The following is a 19,174-nucleotide window of genomic DNA, read 5'->3' as shown; positions in this document are numbered from 1 at the left end:
AACTGCGCTGATTCACTGAGCTGTAATCAATGTACAGCGCTGTACCGGACGATAGATAATGGCGGTCACAACCGGTAACCCCAGAGACAATGCGACTGTTTTTAACGCAACATACTGGCCAGATGTATCACCCCGGGCGACCTGAAAACGCTTTTCCACCCGGCATTGTCCGCCAGCACTTATCACCTGCCAGCTCTGTTGCAGTAAATCCACCACTTGCGAACATTCTTCATCAACTGTCACACTGGCTCGCGGATGGCAGAAAAGCTCCTGGCTGAACAGCAACAGGCATCGTATTGTTGCTCCTCCATGTTGTTCCCGCAACCAGCGTAATACCACCGGCGATGATGGACTGGCCGTGTGATTACGTTCAGTAATACGTTCGTGCACCTGTCGGTAAAAGGAAGTACAGAATGCATGAATCTGTTGCCCGTTGATGTTTCCTTCTGCCGAATAGAGCGTGAAGTGAAATGCCAACAGATTTGGCCAGTGGTCCACCGCCTGCTGAACAAAACGCCGGATGTCTCCCGGCTCTGAAAGTAATGCTTCGGTTATTTGCACGAAATGTTCCTTTTCAAACCCTGTTGAATTTTGTTAAGCCGGTGCAGACACACAGGAAAATACGCATCAACACCGGCACGATACGATACAAACACCAGTGACTGGCGGGACGAAGGGAATGACGAATCGGTCAGGAAAGAGCTACAACCTGCTGGTTGACCGGAGAATGTCTGCAGGAAGATGAGCGGGAGTTGTCAGTGCCAGCACCAGGGGCAGGGCTGGCTTCCACAATACCAGCGCCGGCATTTTGCACATTACCAGCGTACCGGCATCACAACACGTTTCATGCTGCTGCTCCTCGTGATTCCTCTATTCGCTGCTGCATCCACTGCTCCACTTCGCTTTTGTACCAGCGACTGCTGCGCCCCAGTTTGATGGGTTTAGGGAAATGACCTTCACTGATCAGCTTATAAAACCATTTATCGGTCATGCCGGTGAAACTGGTGATGTAGTTCATGTCGATCAGGGGATCGTCAGCACGCAGCAATACGCTGTCGTGGCCTGTTATTGAGGTCAACATAGTCAGGATGTCCTCTGTGAGATTTATGGAGGTTGGGCAAATGCTGGTGAATCTGCTGAACTGAGCTTTCAGAACAGTCCTGCAGATCCGGGATAGCCGGGATTACCGGCGAGGCAACGGGCTTCCGGATCGCACACACCACGACGATCGCGGGCGAAATCACTGAACGCCCAGATCAAGTCTTTGAGGATGTCTTCGCAGTCCGGTGAACGACTGTCCAGCACCACATCCCGGGTGATCTGCTTCTGGTACGGTGCTGCTTCACCCGGTGATGCGAAGCCCAGTACGTTGCTCCAGGCATCCAGAATCAGCCGGTCCAGCTCAGGGCCGTCGAAATACTCTTGTCTGACGCATAACACCACGTGGTATTCCGGCTTTTCAGGATGACGGGTCAGGAGCCAGCAGAGATCTCGTCCAGGTGTTGCATTCATCAGCGCACTGACGGTTTCGATAAAGTCCATACCGAACCAGATCTTTCTGCTGCTGAAGGCGTTGTCATGTTCCCACGGCAGACGAAGCAGGATCCGCCGCACCCGGGAGCAGGACTGTTCACGCAGCGCACGGTTGAGAACACCGATGATTTTGTTCTGATAAGACGGCCAGAAGGGCGCCAGGCTATAGTCGAAATGAGGGATACCATTCATAAGATATGTTCCATATAGAAACGCACGACACATCCCCGCCAGCGAAAGACGAGCGTATTGTAAAACTGAAGGCGTCGTGTACAGAGGTTGTTGATGTAATAACCGTGGAACCGGGGATGGCAGATGTCGTATGCCAGGACAGTCAGGAGACCAGACAGATGTAAAATTCCTGAGGTGGGTTTAAGGTGAATGATCTCCGTTGACTTCGGTTCACATCATTAATCAAGGCGGTAAGTTTTTACCGACGGAGTGTTTCCAGGAGCGGAAGCAGATAAAAATACCGTTGCATGACTTCAGAATGAGTGATCAGAATACGAGTTAAGGGCGTTGGCTGACGCCCTACCGTGACATACACTCAGGCACCGGATGCCGTTTTACAGGGTTCACCTGCCATCCAGTAGACGCCCCGCTCCACGACTGCAACCATAATTACGTTGACCAGAACCGTCATGCTGCTTCGTCTCATACTTCACGAGATAGCGGGCTCTCTCCATGGCTTTCTGCATCGCTTCCACATCACCACGCTTGACCCAGAGCACAGCGGATCCACCAGATTTTTTGTCAGAATCCTTCCGGGTATCAGAACATCCACCAGGCACAGGCGTATCATCGGAAGGAGGGCGAGCATCAGATGATGTCGGTTTACGGAAAGGCGTCCGCCTGGAAAAATGAACCAGTCCATTACCCTGCCAGGGCTCGAGATGCAGAGCACTGCACCATGCCAGTTGGATCAGCGTCGCCAGCGAAGAAGGAACGGTGAAATCCCCTGGCGAGCACCAGGTATCTTTGTTGAGCAGTAATATCACGTGATAATGTTTCCTGCCTTTTTCCTTGCCAAACTCCCGACACCAGAAATAACGCAGAGTGGTTGCACGCACACGCTTGTTGGCACGTCGTTTATGTCGCTGGTAAGCCTGAATTTTTGCTTTCAGGGATGCAAAAAAACGAGAAATCACCGCTGAATCTAAATCGGTATCCATGATGGTGGCAGGCATATACTCAGGGAAACGTAAATCCACCCGGATTAACGAGACGGCACGGTGTTGCGCCAGGGCACTGTTGAGAATACTTTCAAAACGGGATAACCAGTAAGCATTGTGTATTGGTTGATTCATGATGAGAGATCTCCGTTGATTTGGATTGACTTCACATCATTAATCACTGTGGTAAAACTTTACGGCATCCCGCCATTGAGCAACGCCAATGGCTCCTGATTAAAACAGAATGAATCCCCCACGAAGAAAAAATAAACCTACACGCAGAGTAAAACACACAACAACGGCATAAATGGTTTTTAAAAACTACAAAGCCTGAAGGGAAACGGATCAACAGAACGTGCAAACAAAACGTCAGAAACGCAATCAGAACGCTTTCTGGCGCTGTAAATCAACAGCAACACCACACCTACAGCTTAACCACACAACTCAATCACAGAGCCGAACAGCGCGATTAAAACCTGTTTACAGACACCCCCGCCCCAAGAACAAAAACCACCAACATCAGAATCGATTTTCTTATACTGAAAACGTTACTTTTAACTACGCTCCATAAAAACGGTTAACCATCGATAACGTAAACCTCATCTGAATCAAAACACCAGAACCAATCATCACGCTTTTCCTGAAAAGAGTCTTGCGCTGAGAAAAAACACCAGGGCCAGTTAATCATCTCATCAATCTCATCGTTACAAAATCATCCATAAAACCATTTAACAAAATCATCGTAAGCACACAGTAAATCACGCCAGGTTATCTCAGCCGGATTTGCGTTTTTACATAAAGACACTTGTCTCAGGTTAACGACTAAAAACACAAAAACTAAGAAAAGGTTAAACGTAACTTCAGAAAAATAGAATGTCATCTTGATTGCTTAAACAGGAAAGATTGTTTTGTAGCAGCTTTAAACTGATTTTAGCTAACGTAAAGATTTACTAAACTGGATGTGTATCAGACAAAGCAATGTGTATAGCAATACTTAATAAAAACACTTGTAGAAGTGTTTATGAAAATACGTGTATATCTGGTAAAAAACTTAATAAAAAATACGTGTATATAGTATCATACCGACATTCTCAACTCTTCCAAACATCCATGCAGACCGAATATTGATTTCTCGCTTTTACGACCGGCATGACGTTTCCTGTTCTGAAAACAGAACCGCTTTACTCTGGAATTATTTCCCTGACACCACGTTCAACATCGTAAAAAACATCCGTAGCAAAATAACTATATCCGTTCAGCATCCGGATAACAACAATACCAATGACTTACGTACCCTTTCATAGCCTCGCATATAACACATTTTCATTTTATCTTTACCTTGTTATATAGAATTTCACAACCAGCATCAGAAAATTAAAACCACATACCAGATATAAAGACAAGAACCAACAAGATGACAAGTAAACACCTCCTCCACTATGCATTAATATCAGAGTAATGCTGGAATACACGATATAATCAACGCTTAATCCAGATGACTCTCTGTTCTTCTCCATATCAGTCTGTTTGCTTTGTGACGCCGTCACTGCCAGGTATTCTTATTCCATTCCCTGCTCGCATACTGTCCAGTCAGATTTCTACTGAGCGATTCTTTATGCCAGAACCCCCCCCCCCTGGCATGCTCATCCGTAGTTGTTTGCAGATGGCAGAAACACCAGCCTTTTACCGCATAAACTAAATTTTTAACGGCCAGAAAACATCTAAAAACCTCATGATTCATTCAGTTTTACATATAGAAAACCACGATATGACTACAAGAAAACTTTTTTAGTGACATACAAACTACAGGTTGTGTACAATAAAACACCAAGAAAACCACTTCGTAGTTTATACAAAGAGAGATAGAAAAATATGCCACCACATGTAAAGTTTAATATAGATAATTATCTGAAAAACATTCATGACATTCGCGTCTACAATTTTTACAGAAGATTTCTCTACTTAAATGGCATGCAGATCAGCGATGTGAATTACTATACGGATATTGATAGTTGTAGGAGAGAAATCACTCATATTTTTGACTGTGCAGATATGGTCACACAGGAAAAAAAAGATTTATTAATGAGAATGGATATTGCCAGAGAGAAGGAAATTCTCCCGTTGCATGAATTTGGCTGGTTACATAATGATGAACGAGCAACTTTCTGGTTATGCAGTTATTTATTTTACAGTGATAACTATAATAAGATGATTACTGGAATTGAAAATTCATTCATTCAAAACGCCTCAATAATGCCAGGCACAATCCAATACCCCCCTAATGAATATAACTCACTGGGATTTCATAACGTGCCTGATAGTCATAATGGGAGAGTTGAACGCATCATCAGATTCTTTGATACATTAACCCAGTTTCCCTATCATAAAGATAAAACAAACATGACTGCTAATCCTCTTATGAAAGATCAGGTGCTTTTTAATTTTAAAGACAAATGGAAATCAATATATCAAAAACCTCTTCCTGTCAAATGGCTACCAAATCAGGAAGAGGCTGTTTCATGGGCGTGGGATTTTTTGAAAAAACACGTTAACAATTGCGCAATTAAAGGGCAATTCGAGTGTGATGTTCCTCATGTCACACGTTCATTTGTACAAAATACAAAACCTCTAAATCATGCAGAAAGATTACTATCTGTACGTGCAGCATTTGACCTTTGGGAAGGTAACGATGACAGAAAGAAACTACTTTTGATGAATTTTAATAAAGCGTGGAATCAGAAAAAACTTCGTGAAACGCGTGTTGATAAAAAAGCATTAAATACGTATTTAAAAACAAAGACAAAAATGCAACTGGATGAGTTAGCTGAACATTATGATATGCGTATAAGCGATACGCTGGAAAAATTAATTACTCAGCATTACAAGCAACTGTTCCAGGGCAAATAATTTTATTTCTAAGCGGTCCGTCATGAGCCATGATGGGCCGCTGACAAATTATTTTTATCTTTTTCATCCCCCCGAGATTAGCATTTCGACATATTCTTTTTGTTAGCTTCTGCTGCAGCATTACTCCAGATTTTTTCACGTCCATATTACCTGAATGATAAACCGGATTAGTGTGATCCGGTTCAGTGAAATCAACAGGATACCGGTATGCCATTCAGCAATTCTTCCCTCTCCGCACAAGTGAAATCATATCTGACGTTTCTTCCTGAAGAAATACGCCAGAAAATCCTTGAACATCTCCACGGTGTTATTCATTACGAGCCCGTGATTGGCATTATGGGTAAATCCGGCACTGGCAAAAGCAGTCTGTGTAATGCCATTTTTCAGTCCCGTATCTGCGCCACACATCCTCTGAACGGCTGCACCCGCCAGGCTCATCGTCTTACCCTGCAGCTCGGTGAACGCAGAATGACGCTGGTCGATCTGCCCGGCATTGGTGAAACACCGCAGCATGATCAGGAATACAGGACACTTTATCGCCAGCTGCTACCGGAACTGGATCTGATTATCTGGATCCTGCGGGCTGATGAACGTGCGTATGCTGCCGATATTGCCATGCATCAGTTTTTACTGAATGAAGGTGCAGATCCCTCTCGTTTTCTGTTTGTTCTCAGCCATGCCGATCGCGTGTTTCCTGCTGAAGAATGGAACGACACAGAAAAATGCCCGTCCCGTCACCAGGAACTCTCACTGGCAACAGTAACATCCCGGGTGGCAACCCTGTTCCCTTCATCATTTCCGGTACTCTCCGTTGCCGCACCTGTCAGCTGGAACCTTCCGGCGTTTGTGTCGCTGATGATCCACGCACTGCCACCACAGGCAACCAGCGCGGTGTATTCACATATCCGGGGGGAAAACCGCTCTGAACAGGCCCAGAAACACGCACAACAGACTTTTGGTGAAACCATCGGGAAAAGTTTTGACGACGCCGTTGCCCGTTTCAGTTTTCCGGCCTGGATGTTACAGCTTCTGCGCAAAGCCCGGGACCGCATTATCCACCTGCTGATCACACTGTGGAATCACCTGTTCTGAGCGCCCCGGAGTCCCCCCGTGGCAACCGTATACCTTTACACGACAACGGGTTACGGCAGCTACTGCCGTATGCCGTCTGTCATTATCAATAACGCACTCTTTAATTTCAGAGGTCAGTCATGAATACCAGAATTCTTTTTCCCCTCCTGTTCACTGTGGCATCATTCTCCGCCTCCGCCGGCAACTGGGCTGTCAAAAACGGCTGGTGTCAGACCATGACGGAAGATGGTCTGGCGCTGGTAATGCTGAAAAATGGCACGATTGGTATTACCGGCCTGATGCAGGGATGCCCGAATGGCGTACAGACGCTCCTGGGCAGCCGTATCAGTATTAACGGTAACCTGATCCCCACATCACAAATGTGTAATCAGCAGACAGGATTCAGGGCTGTTGAGGTGGAAGTCGGACAGGCGCCGGAAATGGTCAAAAAAGCCGTTCACTCCATAGCAGAGCGTGATGTGTCCGTTTTACAGGCATTTGGTGTACGAATGGAATTCACCCGCGGTGATATGCTGAAGGTCTGTCCGAAATTTGTCACATCACTTGCCGGTTTTTCCCCGAAACAGACGACCACTATTAATAAAGGCTCCGTACTGCAGGCTGCCCGACAGGCATACGCCCGTAAATACGACGAGGAAACAACAGAAACCGCTGATTTTGGCTCTTACGAAGTAAAAGGCAATAAGGTTGAGTTTGAAGTGTTCAATCCTGAAGACCGTGCGTACGACAAAGTGATCGTCACGGTTGGTGCTGACGGTAATGCCACCGGAGCCAGCGTTGAATTTATCGGAAAATAGCCGATATGTCGGACTGTCACCCTGTTTTATTGCCCGAAGGCCCTTTCTCACGCGAACAGGCGATGGCTGTCACAACAGCTTACCGCAATGTGCTTATTGAAGATGACCAGGGAACGCATTTCCGGCTGGTTATTCGCAATGCTGAAGGGCAGCTACGCTGGCGGTGCTGGAATTTTGAACCTGATGCCGGAAAACAGCTAAATCCGTATCTCGCCAGTGAGGGAATTCTCAGGCAATAAACGTCTTCATTTCATCCATCAGGCCGCGTCTTCTCCGGGAGACGCGGCCTTTTCGTTTATACCGCTAACTCATTCATAAGGAGCAAAGTATGCAATTAGCCAGTCGTTTTGGTCATGTAAATCAGATCCGTCGGGAGTGCCCACTGACACGCGAAGAACTGATGTACCACGTCCCGAGTATTTTTGCAGAAGACCGGCACACCTCCCGCAGTGAACGGTATGCGTACATTCCCACCATCACCGTCCTGGAAAATCTGCAGCGGGAAGGCTTTCAGCCGTTCTTCGCCTGCCAGAGCCGTGTGCGCGACCAGAGCCGTCGGGAATATACCAAACACATGCTGCGTCTGCGGCAGAGCGGACAGATAACCGGCCAGCATGTGCCTGAAATTATTCTGCTCAACTCCCATGACGGTTCATCCAGCTACCAGATGTTACCCGGATATTTTCGTGCCATCTGCACCAATGGCCTGGTCTGCGGTCAATCGCTGGGAGAAGTCCGGGTGCCACATCGGGGAAATGTAGTGGAGAAAGTTATCGAAGGGGCTTACGAGGTGGTGGGCGTTTTTGACCGGATTGAGGAAAAGCGTGATGCCATGCAGTCGCTGGTTCTGCCGCCACCGGCACGTCAGGCACTGGCACAGGCAGCGCTGACTTACCGTTATGGTGATGAACATCAACCCGTCACCACTGCCGACATTCTGACACCACGACGCCGAGAGGATTACTGTAAGGACCTGTGGAGCGCATATCAGACCATCCAGGAGAATATGCTGAAAGGCGGGATTTCCGGCCGTAGTGCAAAAGGAAAACGTATCCATACCCGTGCCATTCACAGTATCGACACCGACATCAAGCTCAATCGCGCATTGTGGGTGATGGCGGAAACGCTGCTGGAGAGCATGCGCTGATGCTGTTTCCCTGAAAGTGCAGCCCTGACTCACGTCTGTACCAGTCCCCAGGCATTCTTCCATTCATTTGCTTTTTATAAGGAATAATCTCATGACAACCTCTTCGCATAATTCCACCACACCTTCTGTTTCCGTAACAACTGCATCAGGGAATAACCAGTCTCAACTGGTTGCCACTCCCGTCCCTGATGAACAGCGCATCAGCTTCTGGCCGCAGCACTTTGGCCTCATTCCACAGTGGGTGACCCTGGAGCCCCGTGTCTTCGGCTGGATGGACCGTCTGTGTGAAGACTACTGCGGTGGTATCTGGAATCTGTACACCCTGAACAACGGCGGGGCATTTATGGCACCCGAACCGGATGACGATGATGACGAAAAATGGGTACTGTTCAATGCCATGAACGGTAACCGCGCTGAAATGAGCCCGGAAGCTGCCGGTATTGCCGCCTGTCTGATGACGTACAGCCATCATGCCTGTCGTACGGAGTGTTATGCCATGACGGTCCATTATTACCGGCTGCGGGATTACGCCCTGCAGCATCCGGAATGCAGCGCCATTATGCGCATCATCGACTGAGCAGGAGAAGTACAATGCAACAACTTTCCTTTCTGCCCGGAGAGATGACGCCCGGCGAGCGCAGCCTCATTCAGCAGGCCCTGAAAACCCTGGACCGCCATCTTCATGAACCCGGCGTGGCCTTCACCTCCACCCGTGCAGCACGGGAATGGCTGATTCTGAACATGGCGGGACTGGAGCGTGAAGAATTCCGGGTGCTGTATCTGAATAACCAGAATCAGCTGATTGCCAGTGAAACCCTCTTCACCGGCACCATCAACCGCACGGAAGTCCATCCCCGGGAAGTGATTAAACGTGCCCTGTACCACAATGCCGCTGCCGTGGTGCTGGCACACAATCACCCGTCCGGTGAAGTCACACCCAGTAAGGCAGACCGGCTTATTACGGAACGTCTGGTACAGGCACTGGGCCTGGTGGATATCCGGGTGCCGGACCATCTGATAGTCGGTGGCAGCCAGGTTTTCTCCTTTGCCGAACACGGTCTGCTTTAACCCGTCACCGTCACAACCACATCATACCTGTTTTCACTTTTATCTTCTGTCTTCAGAGGTATCACATCATGAAAATCATCACCCGTGGTGAAGCCATGCGTATTCACCAACAGCATCCGGCATCCCGTCTTTTTCCGTTCTGCACCGGTAAGTACCGCTGGCACGGCAGTGCTGAGACGTATACCGGTCGTGAAGTGCAGGATATTCCCGGTGTGCTGGCCGTGTTTGCTGAACGCCGTAAGGACAGTTTTGGCCCGTATGTCCGGCTGATGAGCGTCACACTGAACTGAATCAGGAGGGGGATTCTGATGAGCAGAATTATCACCACCGAGTATACGCTGGATGAACTTTCCTGCCCGGCACGGGAAAAAGCCCGCGACTGGTACCGTCAGCATCATGCTGACAGCAACTGGTATGAAAACGTGTATGAGGACCTCAGGGAGGTCTGTGACATTTTCGGGATTGACCTCCGCCAGCGCGTTTTCCGGCTCAGCAACGGCAGGTTTATGGAAGAGCCGTGCATCTGGTTCAGCGGATTCTGCAGCCAGGGGGACGGAGCCTGTTTTGAAGGGCGCTGGCACTGGCAGCCAACGGCACCCCGGAAAATCAGGGAATATGCCCCGCAGGACCGTGAGCTTCATCGTATCGCGGATGCCCTGCAGGCGGTGCAGAAACGTAACTTCTGGCAGTTGCAGGCTGAAATCAGTCACCGGGGACGTTACTGCCATCCGTACAGCATGGATATCACCGTCACCCGGAACAGTCCGACTGGTCAGGCTATGACAACCGATGCGGAAGCCGCAGTCAGCGAAGCCCTGCGCGACCTGGCCTTCTGGCTGTACCGCCAGCTGGAAAACGAGTACGACTGGCTGACCTCAGACGCCGCTGTGGATGAGGCCCTGCTCATCAACGAATACACCTTTACCGAAGCCGGTCTGCGCGCCGGCTGACCCGTCATCGTTAAACTATCATTCACCGATTTTCTGTGAGGACTTTATCGTGTCAGACACGCTCCATGAAACAAATTATCCCGACGACAACAACGACCGCCCCTGGTGGGGGCTACCCTGCACCGTGACGCCCTGTTTCGGGGCACGTCTGGTGCAGGAAGGGAACCGGTTGCATTACCTTGCAGACCGCGCCGGTATCAGAGGCCGGTTCAGCGACGCGGATGCGTACCATCTGGACCAGGCCTTTCCGCTGCTGATGAAACAACTGGAACTCATGCTCACCAGCGGTGAACTGAATCCCCGCCATCAGCATACCGTCACGCTGTATGCAAAAGGGCTGACCTGCGAAGCCGACACCCTCGGCAGTTGTGGCTACGTTTATATGGCTGTTTATCCGACGCCCGAAACGAAAAAGTAAATCATCAGAATAATCTTCTGCTCCGGCCTGGTGTTTTCACAACGCCACTTTCCCATTTTTCATCTCTGCATATCAGGAAAATCTTCAGTATGAACACATTACCCGACACACATGTACGGGAGGTATCTCGCTGCCCGTCTCCCGTCACCATCTGGCAGACACTGCTCATCCGACTGCTGGACCAGCATTATGGCCTCACACTGAATGACACACCGTTTGCCGATGAACGTGTGATTGAGCAGCATATTGAGGCAGGCATTTCACTGTGTGATGCAGTTAATTTTCTCGTGGAAAAATACGCGCTGGTACGTACCGACCAGCCGGGATTCAGCACCTGTCCCCGCTCTCAGTTAATAAACAGTATTGATATCCTCCGGGCTCGCCGGGCGACCGGCCTGATGACCCGCGACAATTACAGAACGGTAAATAACATTACCCTGGGTAAGTATCCGGAGGCGAAATGATGAAACTGGCCCTGACACTGGAAGCCGACAGCGTTAACGTACAGGCACTGAACATGGGGCGCATTGTCGTTGACGTCGATGGTATTGAGCTCGCTGAACTGATTAACATGGTCTGCGATAACGGCTACTCCCTTCGTGTTGTTGATGAATCTGACCAGACCTCAGCAGAATGCACGCCACCATTTGCTACCCTTACCGGCATACGCTGCAGTACCGCACATATCACGGAAACGGACAACGCCTGGTTGCACTCGCTGTCACACCAGACCAGTGACTTCGGTGAATCAGAATGGATTCATTTTACAGGTAGCGGATATCTGTTACGTACCGATGCGTGGTTATACCCGGTTCTGCGGCTTAAACGCCTGGGGCTGTCAAAAACGTTCCGTCGTCTGGTCGTCACACTCATCCGGCGTTATGGCGTCAGTCTCATTCATCTGGATGCCAGCGCTGAATGCCTGCCGGGTTTACCCACTTTCGACTGGTAACCAGGAACAACATGAAATCATTAACCACGGAAACAGCGCTGGATATTCTGATTGCGTGGCTGCAGGACAATATCGACTGCGGATCGGGAATTATCTTTGACAACGATGAGGATAAAACGGATTCAGCAGCACTGTTGCCCTGTATCGAACAGGCCCGGGAGGATGTCCGTACCCTGCGTCATCTGCAGCTTCTGCACCAGAACCGGTGAATATCACTCACCATACTTCATTCCTCTGACGCCAGCCTGAATACAGCTGGCGTTTTCGTTTATAAACCAAAAGGAAAACCGATAATGTCAGACATCACAATCTCCCGTCCGGAAGTGGTCACCGGGCATACGGACGTTATCTGCTCCACCAGTATCCGACACGTTGTGACGGTACGGAATGCAGCACTGCAACAAACCGAAACGCTTATCCGGCAACTGGCAGAAATCTCAGTGCTGACAGCAGGCATTGGCGGCAAAACCGCCCTGGACTGGGCGATGAAACAGAATTTTCGCTGTGGCTGCTGGCTGATGGAAAAACCGGAAGCAGCAATGAAAGCCATCCCCCGCAATCTCGATCGAGAAATCTGGCGTGACCTGATGCAACGTTCAGGGATGCTTTCCTTAATGGATGCACAGGCCCGTGATACATGGTACCAATCACTGGAATATGATAATTTTCCGGAAATCAGTGAAGCGAACATTCTGAGCACATTTGAACAACTGCACCAGAACAAAGATGAAGTGTTTGAGCGAGGGGTGATCAACGTCTTCAGGGGACTGAACTGGAATTACAAAACTAATTGCCCCTGTAAATTTGGCAGTAAAATTATCGTCAACAATCTGGTGAGATGGGACCGGTGGGGATTTCATCTTATCACCGGGCAACAGGCAGATCGACTTGCCGACCTGGAAAGAATGCTGTATTTGTTCAGCGGCAAACCGATTCCCGACAACCGGGAAAACATAACCATTCATCTGGATGACCACATCCAGTCTGTTCAGGGTAAAGAGGACTATGAAGATGAGATGTTCAGCATCAGATACTTTAAGAAGGGCTCCGCGCACATCACGTTCAGGAAACCAGAGCTGGTTGACAGACTGAATGACATTATTGCGAAATACTATCCGGAAACCTTATCGCCCGTTTAACCCAAAGCACAGACTCAGTACATACACAAAAACATTCTGATAAATCTGGCGTCATTCAGAGCAAAAAAACATGTTTTCCAGATTATTTGTAAAAAAACATACTCCAGCTATGGTGGCAGGTGGCCTGGTATTCCTGTTCATTGTTCTGCTGACATTTTTCTGGAAAAAAGCAGAGCTGGTGAATGACAGCCAGATCAGAGTTAATTTCGCACTTGGCTATATAGAAAACATTCTCAATCAGAACAACAGCATCAGCCAGGAAGCAGAACATTTGCTTCTGAATAACTGTAACGCAGATACTCAGCATGAATTAAGCAATCTGCTGCTGAAACGCCCACAACTTCGTGCACTGAGCCTGGCAAGACAAGAGGCTGTATTTTGTAGCACCCACCCCGGTTTGCCTGTCGGTCCAGTTGCTGAAAAGGAACAGTGGCGGCACGATATGCTGATTCGTTTTCCTGAAGATACAGGTACTCTGCCCTGGATCCTGTTAAGAACACCTTACAAAAACGGCACGGTCATTACCGCCACGGATTATTATTTTATTCAGGACATCATCTCTGTGGTTCATGCGGTTCCTGCAATACGATTCCGTTTGGGAAACACGGTCCTGTCAGCCAGCGGAAAAAATGTTACTCTGCTCCCGGACGACAGCGGCATACAAAAAGAAAGTCATTCAAAAAAATATCCGTTCTCCCTGATTTATACCATCCCGGTGAAAATGCAACTTATCTACGCCTGGAGACAGGCCTGGTATATGTTTCCTGTTGCCATCTTCGGTGGAATACTCACAGCCTTTCTGCTGTCCCGCCGTCGTCCATCTTCCCCGCTCGATATGCTGAAAAATGCACTTGCTCACGGAGAGTTCAGACCTTATTTTCAGCCCATCATTTCCGCTAAAAATCACCAGCTAACCGGCTGCGAAGTACTGATTCGCTGGCATCACCCCGTCAGCGGAATTATCCCACCAGATCAGTTTATCCCGCTGGCAGAGTCCACCGGATTAATTGCCCCGATAACGCAACAGTTGATGTCTCAGGTCGAACATAGCCTTAATTCTGTTGCGCATTTTTTACCGAATCAATTTCATATTGGGATCAATATTTCACCAGCGCATTTTCTGTCTCCGGGACTGGAGGATAGCTGTATGAAGTTTCTATCCACCTTCCCGAAAGGGAAAGTGAAACTGGTTCTGGAACTGACAGAACGAAACCAGCTATCCGTCACAGCAGAATCAAAAGCGTTATTTGCGAAATTACATCAACAGGGAGTATTGTTTGCACTGGATGATTTTGGTACTGGCTATGCAACCCACAGCTACCTGCAGTCGTTTCCTGTCGATTACATCAAACTCGATAAAGGGTTTGTACAAATGGTCGGCGTGGATGAAATCTCCGGGCATATAGTAGAAAATGTTATTGAGCTGGCTCGCCGGTTAGGTATTGATATCATTGCCGAAGGCATTGAAACCGAATCACAGGAATTGTTCATGACAGAGAAAGGAAGCTGCTATCTGCAGGGATACCGCTATGCACCTCCACTACCCGCTGAACAGTTTATTGCTGAGTGGGTATACAACAGCGGAAACGGCAAAAACCAGAGATAACACATACTGAAATGGACCAGGATATGCGTCCCCCCCCTTTCACCTCATCTCCCAACTCCCGGGTTTGATTCCTTTTTCACAGCAAAAGGGACTGAGGGTACAAAAGAGGGTACATTTTTAACCAAACCAAACAAAATTAACCAATATCAACATGATAGAAGCAATCTTCGATTCCGAGTCCGGGCACCACTATTTAGAAAAACCAGCCTTAGGGCTGGTTTTTTGCTTTCTGGGGTCCGCCAGATTTCTGATCGTTCTGTCCACAGCGACTCCAACCCTACCTCATCACGACACTTAAACCTTTCACTGGCACCACGATGGTACTGCAAAAAAATAGCGGTATCAGGTACACCTCTTTTTCTGGCGTGCTTAACCGTAGGCCATATCTGAACAACCTTGGGCACAATACTGTTGCGGGAGCGCCAGGTTGCACCGCCCTCTTCCAGATGGCGTTACAGGGTACGCACATTCATCCCCAGGGGCTGGAGTTGGTGCGCCGCCTCGACATCTGAAGCAAACGCCAGGGAGCAAAAGCCAACCTTCATCTACAATTGCCATCATACCGAGCAAATAGTGAGTCAACGAGGAATCTGGATGGTGAAAACAAGAATCATACAGTCAGCACAGGGAGCCCATGCCTATCCATTGCTGATCAAGAGCCTACTGCTGTCGGGTGGGCGTTCTCATCCCGAGCGAGAAATCGTCTACGCCGATAAACTGCGTTACGACTATCGTACCCTCAAACAGCGCATCCATCGCCTGGCAAACATGCTGACAGCGGCCGGTGTCATGCCTGGGGACACCGTCGCCCTGCTAGATTGGGACAGCCATCGCGCCCTCGAGTGCTTCTTCGCGGTGCCCATGATTGGCGCCGTGCTACACACGGTGAACGTCCGCTTCTCGGCGGACCAAATCGCTTACACCATGAATCATGCCGAGGACAACCTGGTGCTGGTGCACGACGACTTCTTGCCGGTTGTCGAGTCACTGGCAGAGACGCTGACCACTGTCCGGGGATACATCCAGCTTAGCGACGAAGAATCGAAGGCGACCAACCTGCCGGTGCAAGGGGAATATGAGACCCTGCTGGCCTCAGCGGGGGATCGCTTTGACTTCCCCGACTTCGATGAAAACTCGATAGCTACCTTGTTCTACACCACAGGAACCACGGGGAATCCCAAGGGTGTCTACTTCAGCCATCGCCAGCTGGTCCTGCACACGCTCAATGAGCTGGGCCTCCTGGCAGCCCACGAGGGACAGTCGCTGCTACGATCAAACGATGTCTACATGCCGATCACCCCTATGTTCCACGTGCATGCCTGGGGCGCTCCCTATGTCGCAACAATGCTGGGTGTGAAGCAGGTATACCCCGGTCGTTACGAACCCAACAAGCTTGTGCGGTTGTATCACGATGAGGGTGTGACCTTCTCACATTGTGTGCCAACAATTTTGCAGATGATCCTTGAGTGTGACGAAGCCACACAGACCGATCTATCGGGATGGAAGATGTTGCTGGGTGGCAGTTCACTGTCCCTTGGACTGGCGACACAGGCCCACCATAGGGGCATACGCATTCACGCCGGCTATGGCATGTCTGAGACCTGTCCCCTGCTCTGTATGACCCACTTAAGCGATGCCGAGCTGGCCCTTCCCATGGATGAGCAGTTACCCCTGCGGATTCGGACCGGCCTGCCTGTCCCGTTGGTAGATCTGCGTATCGTCAATAGCGAAGGTCGGGAGGTGGTGCACGACGGAGAAACCCTGGGCGAAATAGTGGTGCGAGCCCCTTGGTTGACTCAGGGCTACCTGAAGGAACCCGAAAAAGGGGCTGAGCTATGGAATGGCAGTTGGCTGCACACCGGCGATATAGCCTCTATCGATCCCCATGGGATAGTAGAAATCAAGGATCGCATCAAAGACGTAATCAAGACAGGCGGTGAGTGGATAAGCACGCTGGAGCTGGAGAGCCTCATCAGCTCACACGCAGCGGTCAGGTCGGTAGCCGTCGTTGGGATACCTGATGAACAGTGGGGCGAACGCCCCCTGGCTCTGGTAGTTTGTAAGGAAGGGGAAGACCTGGAGCCGCAGGCCATAGCGGCACATCTACAAGGATTCGTCGACCGCGGCCACATCACTAAATGGGCGATCCCACGACAGATAAGGATAGTCCCAGATATTCCCAAAACCAGCGTCGGCAAGATCAACAAGCGCCTGATTCGAGAGCTTGAAGCCAGCAATGGGAAGGATAGCATTTAAGCGATTTGTCGCATTCACTGCGTAAGGTTAACAACAGTCACACTGCTTATATTTCAGGTAGCTTGCCAATATCAATGCTCTGCCGGGGAACACACCGTCCCCGCGCGGATGCTGATCCCCCTTTTAGTAACATGGGGTTCCGTTCGATGTCAGGTCCTGCTGGACGAAAAATCCGCCCCCAACCCTTCCATCCAGCCTGATCACTTACCTAAATCTGCTTTATTCAACAACGCCAGATTCATCCTCACTCATGCTTTCTTTGCTTTGAATGAACCGGAGCGCCAAATAAAGGTCTGGTGCCAGAATCATGTCGTCGTCTTTCATTGTCGGTCGACTCTCCTTAAACCAGCGTGTTAACTCCGTTTTCCGGCCCGCAAGAATTAGCTTAATCTGCCGCCCCTTCAGGTCCCGTTTTAACTCATTAATGGTTGCCAGAACGCTGATATCTGAATAGGTAAAGCAAGAAACGGCGTCAATGACCACCCATTTAGGTTGTAGTACTGCACCATCGACCAAATTTAAAACACGGCGCTTAAAATAGGCCACATTAAAATAGGTCAGCGGTGAGTTAAATCGGTACATCAACACGCCAGGGATCATTTTCACATCAGTTGAATTACCTAATGAGTGAATCATCCCATTTTCGTCAATTCCCAATAAGTGTTCAGTAGGACGAAAAACTGTGCGCAGGAACTGCAACAGACCCAGCAATACCGCAAGGCCAATCCCCTGAATAACACCAATAATCAGAACACAACCAAAGGTGAAGAATGCCAGGCGAAATGCGGATTTATTTCTTCGTCTCAGATTCCAGAGCCCGCGTAAATCAATCAATGACCACGATGCATAAATTAGAACAATACCTAATGCAGATACCGGAATAAATGGTAATGGCTGCGTGAAAAATACTACGACGATTCCGATGATTAAGGCTGCAACAACGGAAACCAGCTGGCTTTTTCCTCCAGAGGAATCATTTACCGCAGTCCGGGAATCGGCTCCGCTAATCGCAAACCCCTGAGATAAGCCAGACATCAGATTCGCGACCCCTAAAGCCCTGAACTCAGCATCAGCATTTATTTCGTATCCATTTTTCGCGGCAAAACTGCGAGCGGTTAGCATCAGGCTAACAAAACTGACTAATGCCAGGTTCAGCGCAGGGATCAATAAATCACGCGCCAGACCAGGCTGAAACGATCCCCAGTGAACGACAGGCAAACCAGGCTGGAAGCCCGATCCCCCAATAGTAGCAATCCCATACTGCTGCGCAGATGTGAGCCATACCAGTGCCGTTGTTATCACAATAGCAATCAACGGTGCTGGCCATTGACTACGAAACATTTTGATAGCAATTAAAATCGCTAACGTTAGGATGGAGATCCCTAAGGTTAATAAATGAATTTCTGAGAGTCGGCCTGGCAGGGCTATGATCTTCTCAATCACTTGCTCTTCATCAAGCGTAATCCCCAACACTTTACCGAGTTGCCCGACAATAATCGTCACGGCAACGCCGTTAAGCAAACCCGTTAGAATGGGATGCGAAAGCAGGTCAGCAAGCGCGCCCAGGCGAAATTTACTGGCAAGCAGGCACCATCCCCCCATCATCACGGTCATGACGATTGTTAACTGCCAGTGAAGTTCTGGGTTTCCGGCAGAAAGAGGAACCACAACGGCCGCAATCACCGCGCAGGTCGTGGCATCAGGGCCAACAATCAATTGGCGGGAAGAACCAAACAGCGCATAAGCTAGCATTGGCAAAACGCAGGAATATAACCCGACGATAGCCCCAACTCCCGCCAACTCAGCGTAAGCAATCGCAACCGGTAGTGCTACGGCAGCAACGGATAACCCGGCTTTAACATCATGTTTTAGCCAGCTTTTATTGTACGCTAATAAATTTTTCAGTCCCGGCATGTAGTTTAATACCATTTTTCCGAACACTTTATTCTCCGGATAGCCCCTTACTAATAGATAAAGGTACACGTAACTGTCGCAGGAGATCCTGATATTTTCGGGAGGTAATACAGAAAATTCATATTGGGGGTTTACCGCGTATGCCGCAGGATGGCTTGTGTTATGGAGGTTCAGGATATGGCTTTGCACCCGATGGTGCGATGTCGTGATGTGCCTGATGCGC

At 49.2% G+C, this 19,174-nt stretch carries 22 protein-coding genes; 17 read left to right on the top strand and 5 right to left on the bottom strand.

The features are described 5' to 3' along the window. Window positions 1–12: 12 nt before the first annotated feature. The 4 genes from OGY83_RS25150 to OGY83_RS01425 all read right to left on the bottom strand — a co-directional run bounded on the left by OGY83_RS25150 (window position 13) and on the right by OGY83_RS01425 (window position 2,840). Window positions 13–561 carry a UCP030791 family putative phage-derived protein gene (locus OGY83_RS25150; RefSeq protein WP_353622037.1) on the bottom strand — a complete coding sequence of 183 codons (549 nt, stop codon included), beginning with the start codon at window positions 559–561 and terminating at the stop codon, window positions 13–15. 283 nt (window positions 562–844) lie between these two features. Beyond that, window positions 845–1,081: a helix-turn-helix transcriptional regulator gene (locus OGY83_RS01435; protein WP_000958091.1), complete on the bottom strand. Its 237-nt coding sequence runs from the start codon at window positions 1,079–1,081 to the stop codon at window positions 845–847. Window positions 1,082–1,149: 68 nt separating this feature from the next. Continuing rightward, the gene (locus OGY83_RS01430) at window positions 1,150–1,725 is read right to left on the bottom strand and encodes a hypothetical protein (RefSeq protein WP_286635009.1); all 576 of its coding nucleotides are present in this window, start codon (window positions 1,723–1,725) and stop codon (window positions 1,150–1,152) included. 383 nt (window positions 1,726–2,108) lie between these two features. Continuing rightward, complete coding sequence (locus OGY83_RS01425; protein WP_286635008.1) at window positions 2,109–2,840, bottom strand: inovirus Gp2 family protein; 732 nt, start codon at window positions 2,838–2,840, stop codon at window positions 2,109–2,111. A 1,737-nt stretch (window positions 2,841–4,577) separates the two neighbouring features. Between OGY83_RS01425 and OGY83_RS01420 the strand changes: the two genes are divergently transcribed. From OGY83_RS01420 to OGY83_RS01340, 17 genes are all read left to right on the top strand, one after another. After that, entirely contained in the window at window positions 4,578–5,612 is a 1,035-nt protein-coding gene (locus tag OGY83_RS01420) for a hypothetical protein (protein WP_286635006.1), read from the top strand. 207 nt (window positions 5,613–5,819) lie between these two features. Further along, on the top strand, window positions 5,820–6,704 hold the full coding sequence (locus tag OGY83_RS01415) for a GTPase family protein (protein WP_286635004.1): 885 nt from the start codon (window positions 5,820–5,822) through the stop codon (window positions 6,702–6,704). Window positions 6,705–6,823: 119 nt separating this feature from the next. Continuing rightward, window positions 6,824–7,501 carry a hypothetical protein gene (locus OGY83_RS01410; protein ID WP_187205745.1) on the top strand — a complete coding sequence of 226 codons (678 nt, stop codon included), beginning with the start codon at window positions 6,824–6,826 and terminating at the stop codon, window positions 7,499–7,501. A 5-nt stretch (window positions 7,502–7,506) separates the two neighbouring features. Beyond that, window positions 7,507–7,740: a DUF905 family protein gene (locus OGY83_RS01405; protein WP_001278282.1), complete on the top strand. Its 234-nt coding sequence runs from the start codon at window positions 7,507–7,509 to the stop codon at window positions 7,738–7,740. Window positions 7,741–7,829: 89 nt separating this feature from the next. Next, a complete protein-coding gene (locus OGY83_RS01400) occupies window positions 7,830–8,648 on the top strand; it encodes a DUF932 domain-containing protein (RefSeq protein ID WP_286635003.1) in 819 nt (272 codons plus the stop codon). A 91-nt stretch (window positions 8,649–8,739) separates the two neighbouring features. Beyond that, entirely contained in the window at window positions 8,740–9,225 is a 486-nt protein-coding gene (locus tag OGY83_RS01395) for an antirestriction protein (protein WP_286635002.1), read from the top strand. Window positions 9,226–9,239: 14 nt separating this feature from the next. Next, window positions 9,240–9,716 (top strand): JAB domain-containing protein, encoded by a 477-nt coding sequence (locus OGY83_RS01390; RefSeq protein WP_286635000.1) that lies wholly within the window; start codon window positions 9,240–9,242, stop codon window positions 9,714–9,716. Between the two features lie 68 nt (window positions 9,717–9,784). After that, entirely contained in the window at window positions 9,785–10,006 is a 222-nt protein-coding gene (locus tag OGY83_RS01385) for a DUF987 domain-containing protein (RefSeq protein ID WP_000692303.1), read from the top strand. A gap of 18 nt (window positions 10,007–10,024) precedes the next feature. Beyond that, window positions 10,025–10,666, top strand: coding sequence for a DUF8835 domain-containing pootine (locus tag OGY83_RS01380; protein WP_286634998.1), 642 nt, complete (start codon window positions 10,025–10,027; stop codon window positions 10,664–10,666). 49 nt (window positions 10,667–10,715) lie between these two features. Then, complete coding sequence (locus OGY83_RS01375; protein WP_061356704.1) at window positions 10,716–11,084, top strand: type IV toxin-antitoxin system YeeU family antitoxin; 369 nt, start codon at window positions 10,716–10,718, stop codon at window positions 11,082–11,084. Between the two features lie 89 nt (window positions 11,085–11,173). Further along, window positions 11,174–11,548 carry a TA system toxin CbtA family protein gene (locus tag OGY83_RS01370; RefSeq protein ID WP_286634997.1) on the top strand — a complete coding sequence of 125 codons (375 nt, stop codon included), beginning with the start codon at window positions 11,174–11,176 and terminating at the stop codon, window positions 11,546–11,548. Continuing rightward, window positions 11,545–12,036 (top strand): DUF5983 family protein, encoded by a 492-nt coding sequence (locus tag OGY83_RS01365; protein WP_286634995.1) that lies wholly within the window; start codon window positions 11,545–11,547, stop codon window positions 12,034–12,036. Before OGY83_RS01370 ends, OGY83_RS01365 begins: the two co-directional genes overlap by 4 nt. An 11-nt stretch (window positions 12,037–12,047) precedes the next feature. Further along, window positions 12,048–12,245 (top strand): DUF957 domain-containing protein, encoded by a 198-nt coding sequence (locus OGY83_RS01360; protein ID WP_000839282.1) that lies wholly within the window; start codon window positions 12,048–12,050, stop codon window positions 12,243–12,245. 84 nt (window positions 12,246–12,329) lie between these two features. After that, window positions 12,330–13,175 carry a DUF4942 domain-containing protein gene (locus OGY83_RS01355; RefSeq protein ID WP_286634993.1) on the top strand — a complete coding sequence of 282 codons (846 nt, stop codon included), beginning with the start codon at window positions 12,330–12,332 and terminating at the stop codon, window positions 13,173–13,175. Window positions 13,176–13,245: 70 nt separating this feature from the next. Beyond that, window positions 13,246–14,781, top strand: coding sequence for an EAL domain-containing protein (locus OGY83_RS01350; protein ID WP_286634991.1), 1,536 nt, complete (start codon window positions 13,246–13,248; stop codon window positions 14,779–14,781). Window positions 14,782–15,098: 317 nt separating this feature from the next. After that, window positions 15,099–15,293 (top strand): hypothetical protein, encoded by a 195-nt coding sequence (locus tag OGY83_RS01345; protein WP_123268534.1) that lies wholly within the window; start codon window positions 15,099–15,101, stop codon window positions 15,291–15,293. An 82-nt stretch (window positions 15,294–15,375) separates the two neighbouring features. Further along, window positions 15,376–17,037: a fatty acid--CoA ligase gene (locus tag OGY83_RS01340; RefSeq protein WP_286634990.1), complete on the top strand. Its 1,662-nt coding sequence runs from the start codon at window positions 15,376–15,378 to the stop codon at window positions 17,035–17,037. 219 nt (window positions 17,038–17,256) lie between these two features. Here the strand turns inward: OGY83_RS01340 and OGY83_RS01335 are convergent, their stop codons facing one another. Then, the gene (locus tag OGY83_RS01335) at window positions 17,257–18,978 is read right to left on the bottom strand and encodes a SulP family inorganic anion transporter (protein WP_286635075.1); all 1,722 of its coding nucleotides are present in this window, start codon (window positions 18,976–18,978) and stop codon (window positions 17,257–17,259) included. Window positions 18,979–19,174 lie beyond the last annotated feature (196 nt).

It is taken from the genome of Citrobacter sp. Cpo090 (genome assembly GCF_030332665.1).
Classification (GTDB): Bacteria; Pseudomonadota; Gammaproteobacteria; order Enterobacterales; family Enterobacteriaceae; genus Citrobacter; species Citrobacter portucalensis.
The sequence above is the reverse complement of the archived record's forward strand: the minus strand, read 5'-3'. Positions and strand labels throughout refer to the sequence as shown.

Coding starts and splice junctions, on each gene's coding strand:
- OGY83_RS01395 (WP_286635002.1), top strand. CDS start 8,740: ATGACAACCTCTTCGCATAATTCCACCACACCTTCTGTTTCCGTAACA.
- OGY83_RS01400 (WP_286635003.1), top strand. CDS start 7,830: ATGCAATTAGCCAGTCGTTTTGGTCATGTAAATCAGATCCGTCGGGAG.
- OGY83_RS01390 (WP_286635000.1), top strand. CDS start 9,240: ATGCAACAACTTTCCTTTCTGCCCGGAGAGATGACGCCCGGCGAGCGC.
- OGY83_RS01350 (WP_286634991.1), top strand. CDS start 13,246: ATGTTTTCCAGATTATTTGTAAAAAAACATACTCCAGCTATGGTGGCA.
- OGY83_RS01380 (WP_286634998.1), top strand. CDS start 10,025: ATGAGCAGAATTATCACCACCGAGTATACGCTGGATGAACTTTCCTGC.
- OGY83_RS01360 (WP_000839282.1), top strand. CDS start 12,048: ATGAAATCATTAACCACGGAAACAGCGCTGGATATTCTGATTGCGTGG.
- OGY83_RS01405 (WP_001278282.1), top strand. CDS start 7,507: ATGTCGGACTGTCACCCTGTTTTATTGCCCGAAGGCCCTTTCTCACGC.
- OGY83_RS01385 (WP_000692303.1), top strand. CDS start 9,785: ATGAAAATCATCACCCGTGGTGAAGCCATGCGTATTCACCAACAGCAT.
- OGY83_RS01430 (WP_286635009.1), bottom strand. CDS start 1,725: ATGAATGGTATCCCTCATTTCGACTATAGCCTGGCGCCCTTCTGGCCG.
- OGY83_RS01420 (WP_286635006.1), top strand. CDS start 4,578: ATGCCACCACATGTAAAGTTTAATATAGATAATTATCTGAAAAACATT.
- OGY83_RS01435 (WP_000958091.1), bottom strand. CDS start 1,081: ATGTTGACCTCAATAACAGGCCACGACAGCGTATTGCTGCGTGCTGAC.
- OGY83_RS01365 (WP_286634995.1), top strand. CDS start 11,545: ATGATGAAACTGGCCCTGACACTGGAAGCCGACAGCGTTAACGTACAG.
- OGY83_RS01355 (WP_286634993.1), top strand. CDS start 12,330: ATGTCAGACATCACAATCTCCCGTCCGGAAGTGGTCACCGGGCATACG.
- OGY83_RS01415 (WP_286635004.1), top strand. CDS start 5,820: ATGCCATTCAGCAATTCTTCCCTCTCCGCACAAGTGAAATCATATCTG.
- OGY83_RS01370 (WP_286634997.1), top strand. CDS start 11,174: ATGAACACATTACCCGACACACATGTACGGGAGGTATCTCGCTGCCCG.
- OGY83_RS01425 (WP_286635008.1), bottom strand. CDS start 2,840: ATGAATCAACCAATACACAATGCTTACTGGTTATCCCGTTTTGAAAGT.
- OGY83_RS01410 (WP_187205745.1), top strand. CDS start 6,824: ATGAATACCAGAATTCTTTTTCCCCTCCTGTTCACTGTGGCATCATTC.
- OGY83_RS01340 (WP_286634990.1), top strand. CDS start 15,376: ATGGTGAAAACAAGAATCATACAGTCAGCACAGGGAGCCCATGCCTAT.
- OGY83_RS01345 (WP_123268534.1), top strand. CDS start 15,099: ATGGTACTGCAAAAAAATAGCGGTATCAGGTACACCTCTTTTTCTGGC.